The sequence below is a fragment of the Marinobacter sp. genome (assembly GCF_965229985.1).
GTDB lineage: Bacteria > Pseudomonadota > Gammaproteobacteria > Pseudomonadales > Oleiphilaceae > Marinobacter.
Genome location: NZ_OZ245935.1, coordinates 3,339,470 through 3,356,923 on the forward strand (window position 1 = coordinate 3,339,470; position 17,454 = coordinate 3,356,923).

Below are 17,454 nucleotides of genomic sequence, written 5' to 3' on the forward strand. Positions count from 1 at the left end.
GGTCGCCTCCTTAAAGCCCGAGAATCATTTTCGACACGATGTTTTTCTGGATCTCGTTGGATCCGCCGAAAATCGACAACTTGCGGTTATTGAAGTACTGGGGAGTCACCGGTGCAGCGTTCTCGTCAGAAAGGAAGTCGCCGTCGTAATCCAGATCCATCTCCTCTTCCACAAACGGAATGGCATAGGGGCCAAGGGCACGGCGAGCCAGGTCGTTGATGGTCTGGCGAATTTCGGTGCCGCGGACTTTCAGCATGGAGCTTTCCGCCCCCGGCATGCCGCCACCTTCCACGGACGCGATAATGCGCAGGTTACTGATTCCAGCCGCCATCAGATCGATTTCAACCCGGGCGATGCGCTGGCTGAAGGAGGCATCCTCGATCAGCGGGCGACCATTCTTGATCCGGCGGGTCGCCAGTTCTTTCAGGTGCTGCAGGGCGGCCTTGGAGATGCCAATGCCGGCCAGGCCGGTGCGTTCGTAGGTCAGCAGGTACTTGGCGTAGGTCCAGCCCTTGTCTTCCTCGCCCACCAGGTTCTCAACCGGGACTTTCACGTCTTCGAAGAACACCTCATTCACTTCATGCTCGCCATCCAGGGTGATGATGGGGCGCACGGTAATGCCCGGTGTGTCCATGTCGATCAGCAGGAAGGAAATGCCCTCCTGGGCTTTCACTTCGGTATTGGTGCGCACCAGGCAGAAGATCATGTTGGCGTGCTGGCCCAGGGTGGTCCAGGTTTTCTGGCCATTAACGATGTAATGGTCGCCGTCGCGAACGGCGCGGGTCTTGAGTGACGCCAGGTCGGAACCGGCGCCGGGCTCGGAATAACCCTGGCACCACCAATCTTCGCCACTGAGGATTCTTGGCAGGTATCTCTGTTTCTGCTCTTCGGTGCCAAACTTGATAATCACCGGCGCCACCATGTTGACGCCGAAAGGTACGGAGCGGGGCGCCCCATAGCGGGAGGACTCTTCATCCCAGATATGTTTCTGAACCGGGGTCCAGTTCACACCGCCATATTCTTCCGGCCAGTGGGTGGCGTACCAGCCCTGTTCACTAAGGATTTTCTGCCAGCGCTGGTGGTCTTCCTTGGACAGCCGGCGGAACCCCTTAACCTTGGCGGCGATATCCGCCGGCAATTTCTCATCCAAGAACGCGCGGACTTCATCACGGAAGGCGAGCTCCTCAGTGGTGTAATTCAAGTTCATGAACAACCTCTCTTGCTGGAAAGCGAAAACATATACCGCATAGCAGAATATTCCCATAATCGAAGATAAGAGCGGTATATGTCAATAAAAATGCAAAAGCGTGTACCGCTAGGCGAAACAAAATGTTTGGAGAGGGAGTGCGCACAAGCTTTGCCGACAAGTGGCTTTCCCGGAGCATGCTCCGGGAACCGTGCATTACATTGCACAGTTTTAACCCGGGTTTGAGCTTGCATTGGATCCAAAAGGCTATATGTTTGTAGAAGACGAGCCGTTCAGCCAACAACCGCAGACACCGTATATGCCGAGTTGTTCCATCAACAGAAGCACCCTGCAATTCAGCCTCATGGCAGTGCTGATTACAGGTCTGTTCGTGGTTTTTCTCAACGGCTCGTCACACCCGGCACTGGATCCCCAGTTAGACGATCACCTGACCCCCACGCTCATTTCAGTTGATGGGACAGGCGAACCCTCGTCGCCGGATGCGACCGTTTCGATCACATCGCCCCTTCTGTTTCCCGCAGGGGATTTCCGGGCCTTCTTCTCGGCCAGCCTCGATTTTATTCAGCCACCGCTCCGGCTACTGAGCTATCCGGTATTGCCTCAGGGCCCGCCCAGCCTCGTTTAACTCTGACTATTACGGATTTGTCCCTGTACGCAGAGGGCACTCCAACCTGAATTCAGATTCACGAGGTCTACCATGAATAGTGTATTCAACGCATTGCCAGTACAGGATCTGGCGCGGACCGGCGCGTTACCAACCGCAAAGCCCCTGTCCCATATAGGAAGCGAGGATTCCGCCGTACACCTTCTGACGGATTTCTCCGAGCAGAGACTGTCCGTCTTGAGTTCCGATATGTCCGTCTCTGAGGCGAGGCTGTGGATGAAACTTGCCGATACTTCTTTCAAAGTGGTGGAAAACCAGGCGGGGGATTGTCTGGGAATTCTGGCCATCGAAGATGTGAATGGCGAGAAGGCCATGAGTGTCGCCAATCGACAGGGTGTGCCCCTCAAAGACGTTCGAGTGCGGGAAATCATGCGCCCGATAAGCGAGCTGCCGGCGATCCATTATCGCGATTTGAGAGCGGCAACTGTGGGAGACCTGGTCAGTACGTTCCGTGAAGTCCACGAAGGGTATCTGCTTGTACTGGATGACGATCGGCACCAGCCTTCCCGTTCCTATCTGAGGGGGCTGGTTTGTGCTGAAGAGTTGTTGCAGCGGCTGGACCTGACTATCGACTTGGAGCACCGGGCAACCAAGTTCTACGAGATTGTCCATGTGGTAAAAGGCGGCTTCTAGCCGAGTCGATGTCTTCGGCGCTGTTGAGGCGCCGAAGACTTTATTGATCGAAAAAGACGATGTTTCCTGCCCAAAAAACCGTATTGAACCGATGCGGTATTCACGTGACACTCTCTACGACTTTCGTCACATCAAAGGACGCCCATGCAGGACGCCCGAAAAGATTGCCGGAACCAAGTGCTGAGCCTTTTTATTTTTATGGCATTGGCCCTTGGTTCACTGCCTACCTATGCCGCAGACACTGCGTCATCCCCACTGTTGTGTGATTCGGCTTCTTGTCTGCTATTGCCGGATGCTACGAGCGACGGTGGTCAGGAGGGAGGGCTTTCCCACGGTGACCACTCACGGCATTTCAAGCTGCCTCCGAAGGCTACCCTTTCTGAGATTCAGGGCTTCCGGGGCTCGGTGCATTGCGCGAGCTTCCCGGTGTTGCCGCAGGCGCCACCTTCCGCCTGAAATCGCCAAAGCCGAAGGGCGCGCCAACCCTTCGTACTAACCTTTTGAATCAAACGACTTCCATCACCTGGAGGATTTTCCATGGCTATACGGAAGCTGCTGATCGCCAATCGCGGAGAGATTGCGGTCAGGATTGCCCGGGCCTGCAGTGAACTGGGTGTTCGCTCAGTCGCCATTTATTCGGAGGCTGACGAGTATTCCCTGCACGTCAACAAAGCCGATGAAGCCTATCAGATCAGCAAGGACCCCCTGTCGGGATACCTGAACCCCCATCACATTGTGAACATGGCGGTAGAAACCGGCTGCGATGCGCTGCATCCGGGCTATGGTTTTCTGTCGGAGAACGCCGAACTGGCTGCCATTTGTGAGCAGCGCGGCATTACCTTTGTGGGACCATCAGCGGATGCTATTGCATCTATGGGCGACAAGACCCAGGCCCGCCAAACCGCCGTTGCGGCCGGCGTTCCGGTAACCCCCGGCTCGGAAGGCAACCTGGAAGATGTTGAGGATGCCGTCGCTCAGGCCGCTGATATAGGCTACCCGGTGATGCTGAAGGCCACTTCTGGTGGTGGCGGGCGTGGTATACGCCGGTGCGATAACGAAAAGGAGCTGAGACAGAACTATGAACGGGTGATTTCCGAGGCCACCAAAGCCTTTGGCAGTGCCGAGGTGTTCCTGGAGAAATGCATCATCGAGCCCCGTCACATCGAGGTCCAGATTCTTGCCGATACCCACGGCAACGTTGTCCATCTGTATGAGCGGGATTGCTCTATCCAGCGCCGAAACCAGAAGCTGATTGAGCTGGCGCCATCGCCGCAGCTGGAGGAAAGGCAGCGCGAATATATCGGCGATCTGGCCAAGCGGGTGGCCAGGCAGTGTGGTTATGTAAATGCCGGTACCGTCGAGTTCCTGCTGGACCACGATGGCAGCTTTTACTTCATGGAAATGAACACCCGGGTTCAGGTGGAACACACCATCACCGAGGAGATCACCGGGGTGGATATCATCAAGGCGCAGATACGGATCGCTGCCGGCGAACCGCTGGGCCTCAAGCAGGAAGTTATTTCCTACCGGGGCTTTGCTGCCCAGTTCCGTATCAACGCCGAAGATCCGAAGAACGGCTTTCTGCCAAGTTTCGGCCGCATCAGCCGCTACTATTCTGCCGGCGGTCCGGGCGTGCGCACCGATGCTAATATGTATACCGGTTACGAAATTCCCCCGTACTACGACTCCATGTGCGCCAAGCTGATTGTCTGGGCCATGGACTGGGAGGAGCTGATTGCCCGCTCCCGGCGTGCTCTCGGGGATATGGGCATTTACGGCGTTCAGACCACCATCCCCTATTACAAGCAGATTCTCGAGCACCCGGATTTTCAGGCCGCTGACTTCAATACCGGCTTCGTGGAACGCAATCCCCAATTGCTTGAGTACAGCAGCAAAACCCGCCCGGAATCCATCGCCACAGCCATTGCCGCTGCCATTGCGGCGCAGGCGGGCCTGTAAAAGAACATCGGAGAGATCCCAATGACCAAGCGCAAGATTCATATAACCGACGTTATCCTCAGGGACGCCCATCAGTCTTTGATCGCCACCCGGATGCGCACAGAAGACATGCTTCCAGCCTGCGAGTGGCTGGACCAGGCCGGCTACTGGTCCCTGGAGTGCTGGGGGGGTGCTACGTTTGACGCCTGTGTGCGTTTCCTGAAGGAAGATCCCTGGGAACGTCTGCGGACCCTGAGAAAGGCCCTGCCGAACACCCGCCTGCAGATGTTGCTGCGTGGCCAGAACCTGCTGGGCTATCGTCATTATGGTGATGACGTGGTTGAGGCATTCGTGGCCAAGGCTGCCGAGAATGGCATGGATGTGTTCCGCATTTTTGATGCCCTGAACGATGTCCGCAATCTCGAGACCAGCATCAAGGCGGTCAAGAAGGCCGGGAAGCATGCACAGGGCACCATCTGCTACACCGTGAGCCCGGTGCATGGCACCGATGCCTATCTGGAGCAGGCCAAGGCCATGGCCGACATGGGCGCGGACAGTATCGCGATCAAGGATATGGCAGGGTTGCTGACGCCGGCGGTAACCGCTGAGCTGGTCGGTAAACTGAAGCAGACACTTAATCTGCCCGTTTTCCTGCATTCCCACGCCACCTCGGGCATGGCGCCGATGTGCCAGTGGGCGGCCATGGAAGCAGGCGTTGACCATATTGATACCGCGCTGTCGGCCTTTGCCGGCGGTACCAGCCATCCGCCCACGGAGTCACTGGTGGCGGCGCTACACGATGCCGGTCTGGAGACAGGGCTGAACCTGGAGCTGCTCGACAAGGCCACACGCCATTTCCGGGAAGTGCGCAAGAAGTATCACCAGTTCGAGAGCGCCTATAACGGCGTTGATACCTCTGTGCTGTTGTCCCAGGTGCCGGGTGGCATGATGTCCAACCTGGCCAACCAGCTGAAGGAACAGGGTGCCCTTGATCGCATCCAGGACGTCTTCGAGGAAATTCCGCGGGTTCGCAAGGATCTCGGTTACCCGCCGCTGGTAACACCCACCTCCCAGATCGTTGGTACCCAGGCGGTGATCAACGTACTGGCAGGCAAGCGTTACGAGTCCATCACCAACGAAGTGAAGAAATACCTCCAGGGCTGGTACGGCAAGGCGCCGGCTTCGGTTGATAAATCGCTTCAGCAGCGCGCCGTCGGCAAGGAGGACCTGATTGAAGAGCGTCCGGCTAACCTGATCCCCCGTGAACTCGACGAGCTGCGCAAACAGGTGGGCGATCTGGCCACCAGCGAAGAGGATGTGCTTACCTACGCCATGTTCCCGGATCAGGCCAAAGCGTATCTTGAGCAGCGGCGTGACGGCACGCTGCAGCCGGAGCCCCTGGAGCCGATTCCCACCGGTTCATCCGGCGGCGCTGTCTCCAGCAAGTTCAAGATCACTGTTCACGGTGAGAGCTACGATATTCACGTTACCGGCGCGAATCCCTCCGGTGAAAACGAGCGTCGTTTCTACATGACCGTCGATGGCGTGCCTGAAGAAATTCATCTGGCTTCGCTGGGTGAAGATGGCGAGGGTGCCCGTTCCAGCGGTGGCCGTGCAACCGCCACCAAGGAGGGTCATGTGACCACCAGCATGCCAGGCAACATCGTTGATGTGCTGGTTAAGGAAGGCGACGAGGTTCAGGCCGGCGATCCGGTGCTGATTATTGAAGCCATGAAAATGGAGACTGAAGTCAAGGCGACTACCGCCGGGAAGGTTGCCGGCGTCTTTATCGCCAAGGGTGATCGAGTAGTGCCCGGAGCGGTACTGGTCGAGATTGAGTAAGTTCGCCAGACCTTGAAGCAAAGGGCCCCTCATTGTGAGGGGCCCTTTGCGTTTGGGGGATTAACCAGGCGAGATTAGCTGAAAGCCGGAATACCGGTCTGGCCCCGCCCCAGAATCAGGGCGTGGACATCGTGCGTACCTTCATAGGTATTCACAGCTTCGAGGTTCATCACGTGGCGGATCACGTGATACTCGTCGGAAATGCCGTTGCCGCCGTGCATGTCCCGGGCAACCCGGGCGATGTCCAGGGCTTTGCCGCAGTTGTTGCGCTTGAGCAGCGAAATGGCATCCGGCGTTGCCGTGCCGGCATCCATCATGCGGCCCAGTTGCAGAACCGACTGAAGGCCGATGGTGATCTCGGTCTGCATATCTACCAGCTTTTTCTGGATCAGCTGGTTGGCGGCCAGGGGCTTGCCAAACTGCTTGCGCTCCAGGGTGTAGTTGCGGGCCGCGTGCCAGCAGAATTCAGCGGCGCCCAGAGACCCCCAACTGATGCCGAAGCGGGCCTTGTTGAGGCAGCTGAACGGACCTTTCAGCCCTTCCACCTCAAGATGGTTTTCGTCCGGAACGAACACCTCGTCCATAAAGATTGAGCCGGTTTCCGATGCGCGCAGGGAGAATTTGCCCTGGATCTTTGGCGTGTCCAGACCTTTGGCGCCCTCGCGCTCAATCACAAAGCCGTTCACCTTTCCGTCCAGTTTGGCCCAGACCACGAAGACGTCGGCAATCGGAGAGTTGGTGATCCAGGTTTTTGAACCGCTCAGCAGGTAGCCGCCGTCCACTTTCTTGGCCCGGGTTTCCATGCCGCCCGGATCGGACCCGTGGTTGGGTTCGGTCAGGCCGAAGCAGCCGACGTATTCGCCCGAGGCCAGCTTGGGCAGGATGCGCTTTTTCACCGCTTCCTTGCCGTAGGAATAGATCGGGTACATCACCAGGGACGATTGAACGCTGAGGGCCGAGCGGTAGGCCGAGTCCACCCGCTCTACTTCCCGGGCAATCAGGCCATAACAGACATGGTTCAGACCCGGGCCGCCGTATTCTTCAGGCAGGGTAGCGCCCAGCATGCCGAGTTCACCCATCTGGTTAAAGATGTTGCGATCGAACGTTTCATGGCGGTTGGCCTCGGTGATGCCAGGCATCAATTGCTCATCACAGAAGCTGCGGATGCTGTCTCGAACCTGACGCTCGGTTTCGTCCAGTTGGGAATCGAAACCGAGCAGATCATTCCAGGGTGCGGAAGCCATTTTGTACTCTCCTGAAAGCGAATATCGAAAGTCCGGTTCTAGGGCCACCGGACCAATCTGTGCTATCTTTGTGTTAACGGTGTTTCATTAAGCGAAACAGAGTTTTGTAATTTGCTCCTGAAAGACTAATCCGGGTGTTGTGGAAATGCAAGCAGTGTTCAAACCTGACCAGGTGACCCTGTTGTGAGCGGCATGCTGCAGTGGCTGGTCTCCCTGGCCGTAGTTACAGAGCTGGTGGCCATCTGTCTGGAACATCGGCAACTGAGTGCCCTGGCGGGCCTGATGTTCGTTGCCGCCTTTCTGGTGGGTGCCGGGCGCCTGCAGGGGTATGCCCGGATGCTCCTGGTTGTCGCCCTTGTGGTGCTGGGAGGCCTCGCTTGGCGTGGTTCTCTGGACACCGCGCAGTTGCTGAAGGCTGCATCCGACGCGGCGTTCTATTCCGCGTTCTTGGGCAGCCTGGGCATGATGCAGTGCCTGGTGCGACGGTTCGAAGTCTTGCGGCGGATTCACGATGTGCTGCTGGGCGGCAAGCCCATTCTGCTTTATCCCAAGTACGCCCTGGTCAGTTGTGGCGTTGCCACGGTTCTGAGCTTTGGCATGATGAACCTTCTGTGTGGAAGCCTCTCCGAAACCCTGCGTGAGCGCGGAATTACCGGCGAGTCCCGTCTCCAGTGGTTGCGCAGTGTTCTGATCAGTGCACTGAGAGGCTTTGCCCTGGTGCCTCTGGTGGCGCCTACCAGCGTGGCTGTTGCCATTCTTACTCGGGAACTCCCCCAGTTGAGCTGGTCTCAGCTGCTGCCATTTGGAGTGGTTGCAGCGATTCTGATGGTGCTGATTGGCTGGGTGCTGGAACAGCGTCGGTTCCGCAAGGTCAGCAGTGAACGCATCGCCGTAGAGGGCTGGCTCCCGGGCACCGGGCGTCTACTGTTCCTCATCCTGCTGGTATTCACGGTGATGGCGGGCCTGGTGGCGACGACCGGCTTCAAGGTGTCGGTGGCAGCCATGCTATCGGTGCCGACCGTGACACTGGTTTACATGCTGTGGCAGGAACGGGGGCTGATGCCGGTTCTCAAGGAAGGCGCTGGCCAGGTATGGGGTATGCAGAATGAAATGGCCATTTTCGCCGCTTCTGCCATCCTCGGTGTTGCCCTGTCTGCGGTCATTCCGGCAGATGCGCTTGCGGGCCTGGTCGCCACTGGTGGCGGCGTTTTCCTGGTCGCAGTTGTTGGCATGCTGATGCTGCCCATGTTCTCCATGATCGGCATCATTCCCATCACGGTTCTGAGTGTCCAGGCCGGTTTGTTGCCCCAGCTGGTGGCCGAGGGAATGGAACTGCTGCCCGTTGCCGTGGCCCTGGTGATAGGCTTTTCCCTGGCCATGATGCTGTCGCCCTTTGGCCCCTCGGTCATGCTGTTGTCCCGGTTCGGTCAGATCTCCCGATGGGTTGTGGCGTTTCGATGGAATGGTCTGTTTGCGCTGATAGCGCTGCCAGTGCTTCTGGTACTGACAGCGCTGGTGGCCTGGCTGGCACCGGGTCAATAGCCCCGGTCAGTATCCACGATCCCTGAGATAGCGCGTCCGGCGGCATGGTCCCGGATCTTGCCGGTGATCTGCTCAATGGTGGCATCCCGAAGGGTCCGTGCCGAGATGTGCGGAGTGATGGTGATCTCCTTCCGTTGCCAGAATGGGTGCCCCTCCGGCAGGGGTTCCTTGCGGAACACGTCGAGCGAGGCACGCAGCAGTTTGCCCTCGTCCAGCGCCCGAAGCAGGTCGTCCTCAACCAGATGTTCACCCCGGCCAACGTTGATCAGCACGGCACCCGGTTGGAGCTGGCTCAGCAGATCATAGTTGATGATGTCCCGGGTTTCGTCGGTCAGGGGCAGTGTGTTCACCAGGACACGGGTGGATTGCAGAAAGTCGCCCAGCTGGTCCGGGCCGGCGTAGGTGCTGACGCCCTCCACGCTGTGCTTTCCGCGGGCCCAGCCACTGACCTGATAATCCAGATCGGCCAGGGTGCGGGCGACCCGTTTGCCGATATGACCCAATCCCATGACACCCACCGGCCATTCGCTGCGCTTTATCGGGCGATGAATCTTCCAGACGCCCTGGCGCTGCTGCTCCCGGTAGGTTTCCATCCCGCGGCTGGCTTCCAACAGCTGGTGCAGCACGTACTCAGCCATCTGTACCGACATGCCTGCGTCTTCCAGGCGCACAATCGTAAGGTCTTGCGGCAGGTTGGCAACCTTGAGCAGGCCGTCGATACCCGCCCCCAGATTGAACACCGCTTTCAGATGCGTTTCCCGCTCGAACAGCGCCTCCGGTGGCTGCCATACGATGGCGTAATCGGCGTCAACCGCGGGCCCCTCCGGATCCCAGACGAAAATCTCTGCATCCGGTAACTGCTCCTGGATAGGTGCCGTCCAGCGTTCCGGTTTCGGGTCGCCTGCCACAAAAAGAACCTTCATTTTGCCTCCGGGGGTCGCCACAGGGGGCGTTGACTGTTAATTTGTTTTGCAATGCAGAATAGGATATCGGTGAAACAGATTAAAGTTGGTACCGGATACCGCCATGCGATTTGAGATTTGAAACATTACTGATAAGTGTTTCATATTTGGTACGGATTTTGAAAAGACTTTCTGGTACTTGATTTCTGCAGCGATTAAAATGGTGCATCTTTAGTTATTCATCAAATTAATACACCGGTTACCGGAGCGGGCGACGCGGTTGGAGGACGTCCCATTATGGCAGGAAAAAAGCAGATCTCACCCGAACTGAAAGTGGCATCCACTGACGGTGAGCCCGTGAAGCCGGAAAAAGACCGCAAGTTTGTCGAGGCCCTGTCCCGCGGCCTGGACGTGCTCCGCGCCTTCAGCCAGGGTCCTGTCATCCTGGGGAACCAGGACATCGCCCGCATCACCGGTCTGCCCAAGCCGACCGTATCGCGGATGACCTACACCCTCACCAAGCTGGGTTACCTCAGCTACAACACCCAGCTGGAGAAATACCAGCTCAGTTCCGGGGTGCTGGCACTCGGTTATGCCTACGTGTCCAACCTCAAGGTGCGCCAGCTGGCAAAGCCCTACATGGACGAGTTCGCCCGCCAGACCAACATGTCGGTTGGCCTGACCTGCCGGGACCGGCTGCACATGATCTACGTGGAAAACCGCCTGCCACCGGAAGCCTCCCTGCTGCGCATGGATATCGGCCTGAAGCTGCCCATGGCCACCACCTCTGCCGGCCGCGCCTACTACTGTGCCATCAGCGACAAGGCCCGCCTGGTAATCGACGACGCCATGGCCGCCAAATTTGGAGACGACTGGCCAGAGAAAAAGGCAGGCCTTGATCAGGCCATGAAAGATTACAAGGAACACGGCTTCTGCCTGTCCATCGGCGAGTGGGACCGCAACATCAATTCCGCCGGCGTGCCCATTCACCTGCAGGACGGCACCATCATGGCCCTGACCTGTGCCGCGCCGTCCTACCTGGTGCCGGCTGAAAAGCTTCGGGGTTCCATTGCCCACCAGCTGGCGATGCTGGCAGGCGATATAGAATCCTTGGGAGTTTAAAAGCCACCTCCCGACAAACTCCAAACCAAGAAACCGCAGAGGAACCCCTGCGGTTTTTTTGTGCCTGTAGTTTAATGGGTGGTTGAAACCACCAACGAACTTGTATTAAATCGTACGCATGTTTCGCTAGTTAAAACCACATTTCAGAAAGAATGCGAGGAGAAATCATGTCTGAGGTCGTTAGCTATAACCGGGAAGGCAACATCGGCGTTATTACCGTGAACTACCCGCCGGTAAACGCCCTCGGCCAGGCTGTTCGCTCCGGTCTGCTCGCAGCCCTGGAGCAGGGCCAGAAAGATGCAGAGGCCAAGGCGCTCCTGCTGGTTTGCGAAGGGCGCACCTTTATCGCCGGCGCCGACATCCGTGAATTCGGCAAGCCCATGCAGGAGCCTACACTGCCGACACTGGTCAACACTTTTGAAAACAGCGACAAGCCGCTGGTTGCCGCGATCCATGGCACCGCCCTGGGTGGTGGTCTGGAAACCGCACTGAGCTGCCACTACCGGGTTGCGGTCAGCAGCGCCAAGGTGGGCCTGCCAGAAGTGAAGCTGGGCCTTCTGCCCGGTGCTGGCGGCACACAGCGGCTTCCGCGCCTGACCGGTGCCCAGAAAGCACTGGAAATGATCACCACCGGTGAGTTTGTCGGCGCCAACGATGCCCTGGCCCTTGGCATTCTCGATGCCGTGGAACAAGGCGACGATATCCGTGCAGTGGGCATGGCCTATGCGCAGAAAGTGGTTGATGAAGGCAAGCCGGTGCGTCGTGTTCGCGATATCACCGACAAAATCGATGCGGACAAGGGCAGCGATGTCTTTGACCAGTTCCGTGACGAGCTGACGAAGCGGGCCCGGGGTCTGTTCTCCCCGTTCAAGTGTGTCGATGCCGTGGAAGCGGCCTTCAACCTGCCTTTTGACGAGGGCATGAAGCGCGAGCGGGAACTGTTCATGGAATGCATGGAATCACCCCAGCGCGCTGGCCTGATCCATTCGTTCTTTGGCGAGCGTGAGGTCTCCAAGGTCAAGGGACTGCCGAAGGATACGCCGGTTCGTGACGTGAAGAGCGTTGGCATTATCGGCGCCGGCACCATGGGTGGCGGTATCGCCATGAACTTCGTCAATGTGGGCATCCCGGTCACCATTGTTGAGGTTAAGCAGGACGCCCTGGACAAGGGCCTGGCTATTATCCGCCGCAACTACGAGAACTCCGCGAAGAAAGGCAAGCTGACCCAGGAGCAGGTGGAACAGCGGATGGCGCTGATCACCCCGAGCCTGACCTACGACGATTTCCGGGACGTTGATCTGGTGATCGAGGCGGTGTTCGAAAACATGGCCATCAAAAAAGAAATCTTTGCCAGGCTTGATGAGGTCTGCAAGCCGGGTGCGATTCTGGCGTCCAACACCTCAACCCTCGATATCGACGAGATTGCGTCTGCCACCAAGCGCCCGGAAGACGTGGTGGGTATGCACTTCTTCAGCCCGGCCAACGTGATGAAGCTGCTGGAGAACGTGCGGGGCAGCAAGACCTCCGACGAAGTGAAAGCCACCGTGATGGCGGTCGCCAAGAAGATCAAGAAAGTCGGTGTCATGGTGGGCAACTGCTATGGCTTTGTCGGTAACCGGATGCTCCACAAGCGCGGCACTGAAGCCATGTCGCTTGTAGACGAAGGCGCCACCCCGCAGCAGGTCGACAAGGTGCTGACCGATCTCGGCTTCCCCATGGGCCAGTTTGCGATGTCCGATCTGGCCGGGATTGATGTGGGTTACCGCATCCGGGAAGAGCGGCGCAAGGCGGGCGAGGATATCCCGGCCAGCTGGATGGACAAGCTCGCGGAGCAGGGCCGCCTTGGCCAGAAGACCCAGGCGGGTGTATACAAGTATGAGGAAGGCAGCCGCAAGCCGATTCCGGATCCGGAAGTGGAGCAGCTGATCGAGCAGTTCCGCAAGGAGCAGGGGATCACGCCACGGGAGATCACAGACCAGGAAATCCTTGAGCGCTGCGTGTATGTGATGATCAACGAGGGTGCCAAGATCCTGGAAGAAGGCATTGCCGATCGTCCGCTGGATATCGACATTGTCTGGATCTACGGTTATGGCTTCCCGGCCTATCATGGTGGCCCGATGTTCTGGGCCGATCAGGAAGGTCTGGATACGATTCTTTCAGCGGTGAAGAAGTATCAGAGCACCGTTGGTGGTGAGCAGTGGGAGCCGTCGGCTTTGCTTGAGAAGCTGGTTGCGGATGGCCGTAAATTCGCTGACCTGTAACCTTTTGGGCGGGTCGTGGGGCGGGGTGTCTTTTCCGCCCCACGACCGGTTCAGTTAGTACTTTGGACCTGTAGGTCGGATTAGGCGAAGCCGTAATCCGACAACCAGAGGTAAACGGTCAACTCGATGTCGGATTACGGCCTCGCCTAATCCGAACTACATGTTTCGAAAATTGAGGACATTGTTATGTCTGATGCAGTCATCGTTTCCACCGCTCGTACCGGTCTTGCGAAATCCTACCGGGGCTCTTTGAACAACACACACAGCGTGGATATGGCAGGTCACGTCATCAAGCATGCTGTTGAGCGCGCGGGCATTGATCCGTCTATTGTTGAAGATGTCATCATGGGTGCGGCCTACCAGGAAGGTGCCCAGGGCCGGAATATTGCCCGTCTGGCGGCCATTCGGGCCGGTCTGCCGGTGACTACTGCCGGGTTCTCCATCAACCGGTTCTGCAGCTCGGGTTTGCAGTCCATCGCCCTGGCGGCACAGCGGGTGGTGTCCGAGAAAGTACCGGCCATGGTGGCGGGGGGCGTCGAGTCCATTTCCCTGGTGCAGAACGAGAAGATCAACAGCTTCCACGCCACCAACGAGTGGCTGATGAAGAACAAGCCCGAGCTGTACCTTTCTATGATTGAGACGGCGGATATTGTCGCCAAGCGCTACAACGTCAGCCGTGAAGCCCAGGATGAATACTCGCTGATTTCCCAGCAGCGCACGGCAGCGGCCCAGCAGGCAGGCAAGTTTGACGATGAGATCGTGCCTTTCGATGCCACCATGCTGGTCAAGGACAAGGAAACCGGTGAGGTCAGTGAAAAGCAGGTGACCCTGAAAGGTGACGAGTGTAATCGCCCAAACACCACCCTTGAGGGCCTGGCGGGTCTGGAGCCGGTACGTGGTCCTGAGCAGTTCATCACGGCCGGCAACGCCAGCCAGCTGTCGGACGGAGCCTCAGTATGCACGGTGATGAACAGCACCTATGCTGAGAAGCACAACATTGAACCCATGGGGATTTTCCGTGGCTTCGCTGTGGCGGGTTGTGAGCCGGATGAGATGGGCATCGGCCCGGTGTATGCGATTCCGCGCCTGCTTGAGCGCAATGGTCTGACCATGGACGACATTGATCTGTGGGAGCTGAACGAAGCCTTCGCCTCCCAGGTGATTTACTGCCGTGACCGCCTGGGCATTCCCATGGAGAAGCTGAACGTAAACGGTGGCTCTATTTCCATCGGCCACCCATTTGGTGTTACCGGCGCCCGTCAGACAGGCCACGCCCTGATCGAAGGCAAGCGGCGTGGGGCGAAATACGTGGTGATCACCATGTGCATCGGCGGCGGCCAGGGTGCTGCCGGCCTGTTTGAGGTGGTGTGAAGCCGGCCTGAATGAAATCGGGGTCGGAAGAAAGCGTTCTTCTGACCCCTTGTTCACCAAAAGGGGATCAGCATGGACAGACAAGCCAAAGCAGTCGTCTGCCGGGAATGGGGGCAGCCCGTTCAGGTGGAAACCATCACGGTGGAAGGCCCCAAGCGGGATGAAATCACCATCAAGATCGCGGCCTGCGGCGTTTGCCACAGCGATCTGTCCGCCACCACGGGCAAGATTCCCTATCCGCCTCCCCTTGTATTGGGCCATGAAGCCGCCGGCGTGGTTGTCGAAGTCGGTGAGGGCGTCACTGCCTTCAAGGAAGGCGACCATGTGGTGAGCACGTTTATCTCCATGTGCGGCAAATGCAGCCAGTGTGTTCGTGGCCGCCCGGTGCTGTGCGAAAACGCCCGCAAGGCCATGTTCAACCTGCCTGATGGCACGGTCAGAACCAAGGGTGCGGACGGCGAGCCCCTGAACGTTTTCGGCGCCTGTGGCGTGATGGCCGAGTTCGCCACCATGCACGTGGACAATTGCGTCAAGGTGGATGAAACCGTGCCCATGCAGAACGCCGCCCTGGTGGGCTGTGCCGTGATGACTGGTGTGGGCGCCGTGTTCAACACGGCAAAGCTTGAACCCGGCTCACGCGCCGCCGTGTTTGGCATCGGTGGCGTTGGTCTCAATGCCATCCAGGGCTGTGTCACCGCTGGCGCCGAGATGATCGTGGCGGTGGACAGCAACCCCAAAAAGCTGGAGATGGCGAAAGAATTTGGCGCTACCCACACCGTGAATATCAATGAGGTGGAAGACGCAGCTAAAGCCGTAAAGAAACTGACCGGCGGCGTTGACTACGCCTTCGAATGCGTAGGGGCCGGGCCGGTGGTCGAACAGGCCTACAAGAGTCTCGGCCGTGGTGGTACCGCCGTCGTGGTGGGTGTGGCGGATCCGAAAGACAAGACCACGCTGACCACACTGACGTTGCCAGCGGATGAGCGCACCCTGAAAGGCAGCTGGCTGGGCTCGGCAAGGCCGCAGCACGATTTCCCCAGAATCCTGGGTCTTTACAAGGCTGGTAAACTCAAGCTGGACGAACTGGTTACCCGAACCTACCCCATTGAGGAAGCCGCACAGGCTTTCGACGATATGGTGGCAGGCAAGAACGCCCGTGGCGTTATCGTATTTGAATGAAGGGGGAAGCATGAACGAGCTGAACAGGAACTACATCAACGGCCAATGGGTTAGCTGGGCCGGTGACATGATCGACGTTCACGAAGCAGGCACCGGTGACGTGATTGCCCGGGTGCCCGCCGCCGGCGCGGACGAAATGGAGCAGGCCATTGCCGCAGCCGACGCAGCGTTTGAAAGCTGGTCGGAAAGCACCCTGGAAGAGCGAATCAAGGTGCTGGAACAGCTACACGCGGGCCTGAAAGAACGCGCTCCGGAAATTGCCGAAACCGTCTGCCGGGAAGTGGGCATGCCCATCAAACTTGCCACGCCGATCCAGGCCGGTATGCCGGCCGCGGTAACCAAGAGCTACCTGAAACTGCTGCCGGACTTCCCGTTTACCGAACAGTCCGGCAATTCCGAGGTGCAATATGCCCCAGTTGGTGTGGTTGGCTGCATTACCCCCTGGAACTACCCCCTGCATCAGGTGATCCTGAAAATCGTCCCGGCGATTGCAGCCGGTTGCACCGTGGTGCTCAAGCCCTCCGAGATCGCTCCCCAGACGGCGTTTATCCTTGCCGAGATCCTGGATGGCACAGACCTGCCCAAGGGCGTGTTCAACATGGTGTGTGGCTATGGCCACACCGTCGGTGACACCCTGATCAAGCACCCGGATGTGCGCATGGTGTCCTTCACCGGCTCCACCCGCACCGGCAACCTGATCGCCCACGCCGCAGCCGATGACTTCAAACGCTTCGCCCTGGAGATGGGTGGCAAGTCCGCCTCCGTCATCCTTCCGGATGCCGACCTGACGGCAGCCGTCAAAGGCACGATCAACAACTGCCTGCTGAACTCCGGTCAGACCTGCACCGCACTCACCCGCATGCTGGTTCCGGCCGACAAGCACGATGAAGCCTGCGAACTGGCCGCCGCTGCCGTGGCAAAAATGACCCCGGGCAATCCGCTGGAAGAAACCACACGGTTGGGCCCGCTGTCGTCTGCCCAGCAGCGTGACAAGGTGATCGACTACATCAAACTGGGTATCCAGGAAGGTGCCAAGCTCATCGCCGGTGGGCCGGAAGCGCCTGAGGGATGCGAGAAAGGTTACTTCGTCAAGGCGACTGTCTTCGGCAACGTGAAGCCGGACAGCCGCATCGCCCAGGAAGAGATTTTCGGTCCGGTACTGTGCGTGATTCCCTACAACGACGAAGCGGAAGCGGTGAAAATCGCCAACGGCACCCAGTACGGCCTTTCCGGCGCGGTCTGGTCCGGTGATGATGCCAAGGCCAAGAAGATTGCCAGCAAGCTGCGCACTGGTCAGGTATTCGTCAACGGTGGCGCGTTCAACCCCATGGCGCCGTTCGGCGGCTTTGGTCACTCTGGTATTGGCCGCGAATTCGGTAAGTGGGGACTGGAGGAGTTTCTGGAAATCCGGTCTTTGCAGCTGTAAATGCTGATAGGCTGGGCTGCCGATCGGTGGCCCTGAGAGCTAGATCGGCCACGGGGTGGAGGTGTCTTTTCTGCCGGGAAAAAATGTCTGAGCGAAGCGAGTTGTTTTTCCCAGAAGAAAAGA

The 17,454-nt window shown here is 58.4% G+C and carries 13 protein-coding genes; 10 read left to right on the top strand and 3 right to left on the bottom strand.

Going from position 1 to position 17,454, the window contains the following annotated elements; all coding sequences use genetic code 11:
• Positions 1 to 10: 10 nt before the first annotated feature.
• Positions 11 to 1,207, bottom strand: a complete 1,197-nt coding sequence (locus ACO06L_RS15205) for an acyl-CoA dehydrogenase family protein (protein WP_064229259.1) — start codon at positions 1,205 to 1,207, stop codon at positions 11 to 13.
• 250 nt (positions 1,208 to 1,457) lie between these two features.
• Here ACO06L_RS15205 and ACO06L_RS15210 point away from each other — a divergent pair, with 250 nt between their 5' ends.
• The 4 genes from ACO06L_RS15210 to oadA all read left to right on the top strand — a co-directional run bounded on the left by ACO06L_RS15210 (position 1,458) and on the right by oadA (position 6,284).
• Entirely contained in the window at positions 1,458 to 1,832 is a 375-nt protein-coding gene (locus ACO06L_RS15210; RefSeq protein ID WP_202346390.1) for a hypothetical protein, read from the top strand.
• Between the two features lie 72 nt (positions 1,833 to 1,904).
• Complete coding sequence (locus ACO06L_RS15215) at positions 1,905 to 2,504, top strand: hypothetical protein (protein ID WP_202346391.1); 600 nt, start codon at positions 1,905 to 1,907, stop codon at positions 2,502 to 2,504.
• A 537-nt stretch (positions 2,505 to 3,041) separates the two neighbouring features.
• Positions 3,042 to 4,463: an acetyl-CoA carboxylase biotin carboxylase subunit gene (locus ACO06L_RS15220; RefSeq protein ID WP_202346392.1), complete on the top strand. Its 1,422-nt coding sequence runs from the start codon at positions 3,042 to 3,044 to the stop codon at positions 4,461 to 4,463.
• Between the two features lie 21 nt (positions 4,464 to 4,484).
• The gene (oadA, locus tag ACO06L_RS15225; RefSeq protein ID WP_202346393.1) at positions 4,485 to 6,284 is read left to right on the top strand and encodes a sodium-extruding oxaloacetate decarboxylase subunit alpha; all 1,800 of its coding nucleotides are present in this window, start codon (positions 4,485 to 4,487) and stop codon (positions 6,282 to 6,284) included.
• Between the two features lie 74 nt (positions 6,285 to 6,358).
• Here the strand turns inward: oadA and ACO06L_RS15230 are convergent, their stop codons facing one another.
• Positions 6,359 to 7,528, bottom strand: a complete 1,170-nt coding sequence (locus tag ACO06L_RS15230; protein ID WP_202346394.1) for an acyl-CoA dehydrogenase — start codon at positions 7,526 to 7,528, stop codon at positions 6,359 to 6,361.
• Between the two features lie 192 nt (positions 7,529 to 7,720).
• On the opposite strand from ACO06L_RS15230, the gene ACO06L_RS15235 reads away from it, so the two are divergent.
• Positions 7,721 to 9,070 (top strand): hypothetical protein, encoded by a 1,350-nt coding sequence (locus ACO06L_RS15235; protein ID WP_202346570.1) that lies wholly within the window; start codon positions 7,721 to 7,723, stop codon positions 9,068 to 9,070.
• Here the strand turns inward: ACO06L_RS15235 and ACO06L_RS15240 are convergent.
• A complete protein-coding gene (locus tag ACO06L_RS15240) occupies positions 9,064 to 9,993 on the bottom strand; it encodes a 2-hydroxyacid dehydrogenase (protein ID WP_202346395.1) in 930 nt (309 codons plus the stop codon). The two genes, ACO06L_RS15235 and ACO06L_RS15240, sit on opposite strands and share 7 nt — an antisense overlap.
• Positions 9,994 to 10,269: 276 nt before the next feature.
• Between ACO06L_RS15240 and ACO06L_RS15245 the strand changes: the two genes are divergently transcribed.
• The 5 genes from ACO06L_RS15245 (at position 10,270) to ACO06L_RS15265 (ending at position 17,331) form a co-directional block, all read left to right on the top strand.
• Complete coding sequence (locus ACO06L_RS15245; protein WP_014579059.1) at positions 10,270 to 11,094, top strand: IclR family transcriptional regulator; 825 nt, start codon at positions 10,270 to 10,272, stop codon at positions 11,092 to 11,094.
• Positions 11,095 to 11,261: 167 nt separating this feature from the next.
• A complete protein-coding gene (locus ACO06L_RS15250; RefSeq protein ID WP_202346396.1) occupies positions 11,262 to 13,355 on the top strand; it encodes a 3-hydroxyacyl-CoA dehydrogenase NAD-binding domain-containing protein in 2,094 nt (697 codons plus the stop codon).
• Between the two features lie 186 nt (positions 13,356 to 13,541).
• Entirely contained in the window at positions 13,542 to 14,726 is a 1,185-nt protein-coding gene (locus ACO06L_RS15255; protein ID WP_104270451.1) for an acetyl-CoA C-acyltransferase, read from the top strand.
• Positions 14,727 to 14,798: 72 nt separating this feature from the next.
• Complete coding sequence (locus tag ACO06L_RS15260; RefSeq protein WP_064229251.1) at positions 14,799 to 15,905, top strand: zinc-binding dehydrogenase; 1,107 nt, start codon at positions 14,799 to 14,801, stop codon at positions 15,903 to 15,905.
• A 10-nt stretch (positions 15,906 to 15,915) separates the two neighbouring features.
• Positions 15,916 to 17,331 carry an aldehyde dehydrogenase family protein gene (locus tag ACO06L_RS15265; protein ID WP_202346397.1) on the top strand — a complete coding sequence of 472 codons (1,416 nt, stop codon included), beginning with the start codon at positions 15,916 to 15,918 and terminating at the stop codon, positions 17,329 to 17,331.
• Positions 17,332 to 17,454: the final 123 nt, after the last annotated feature.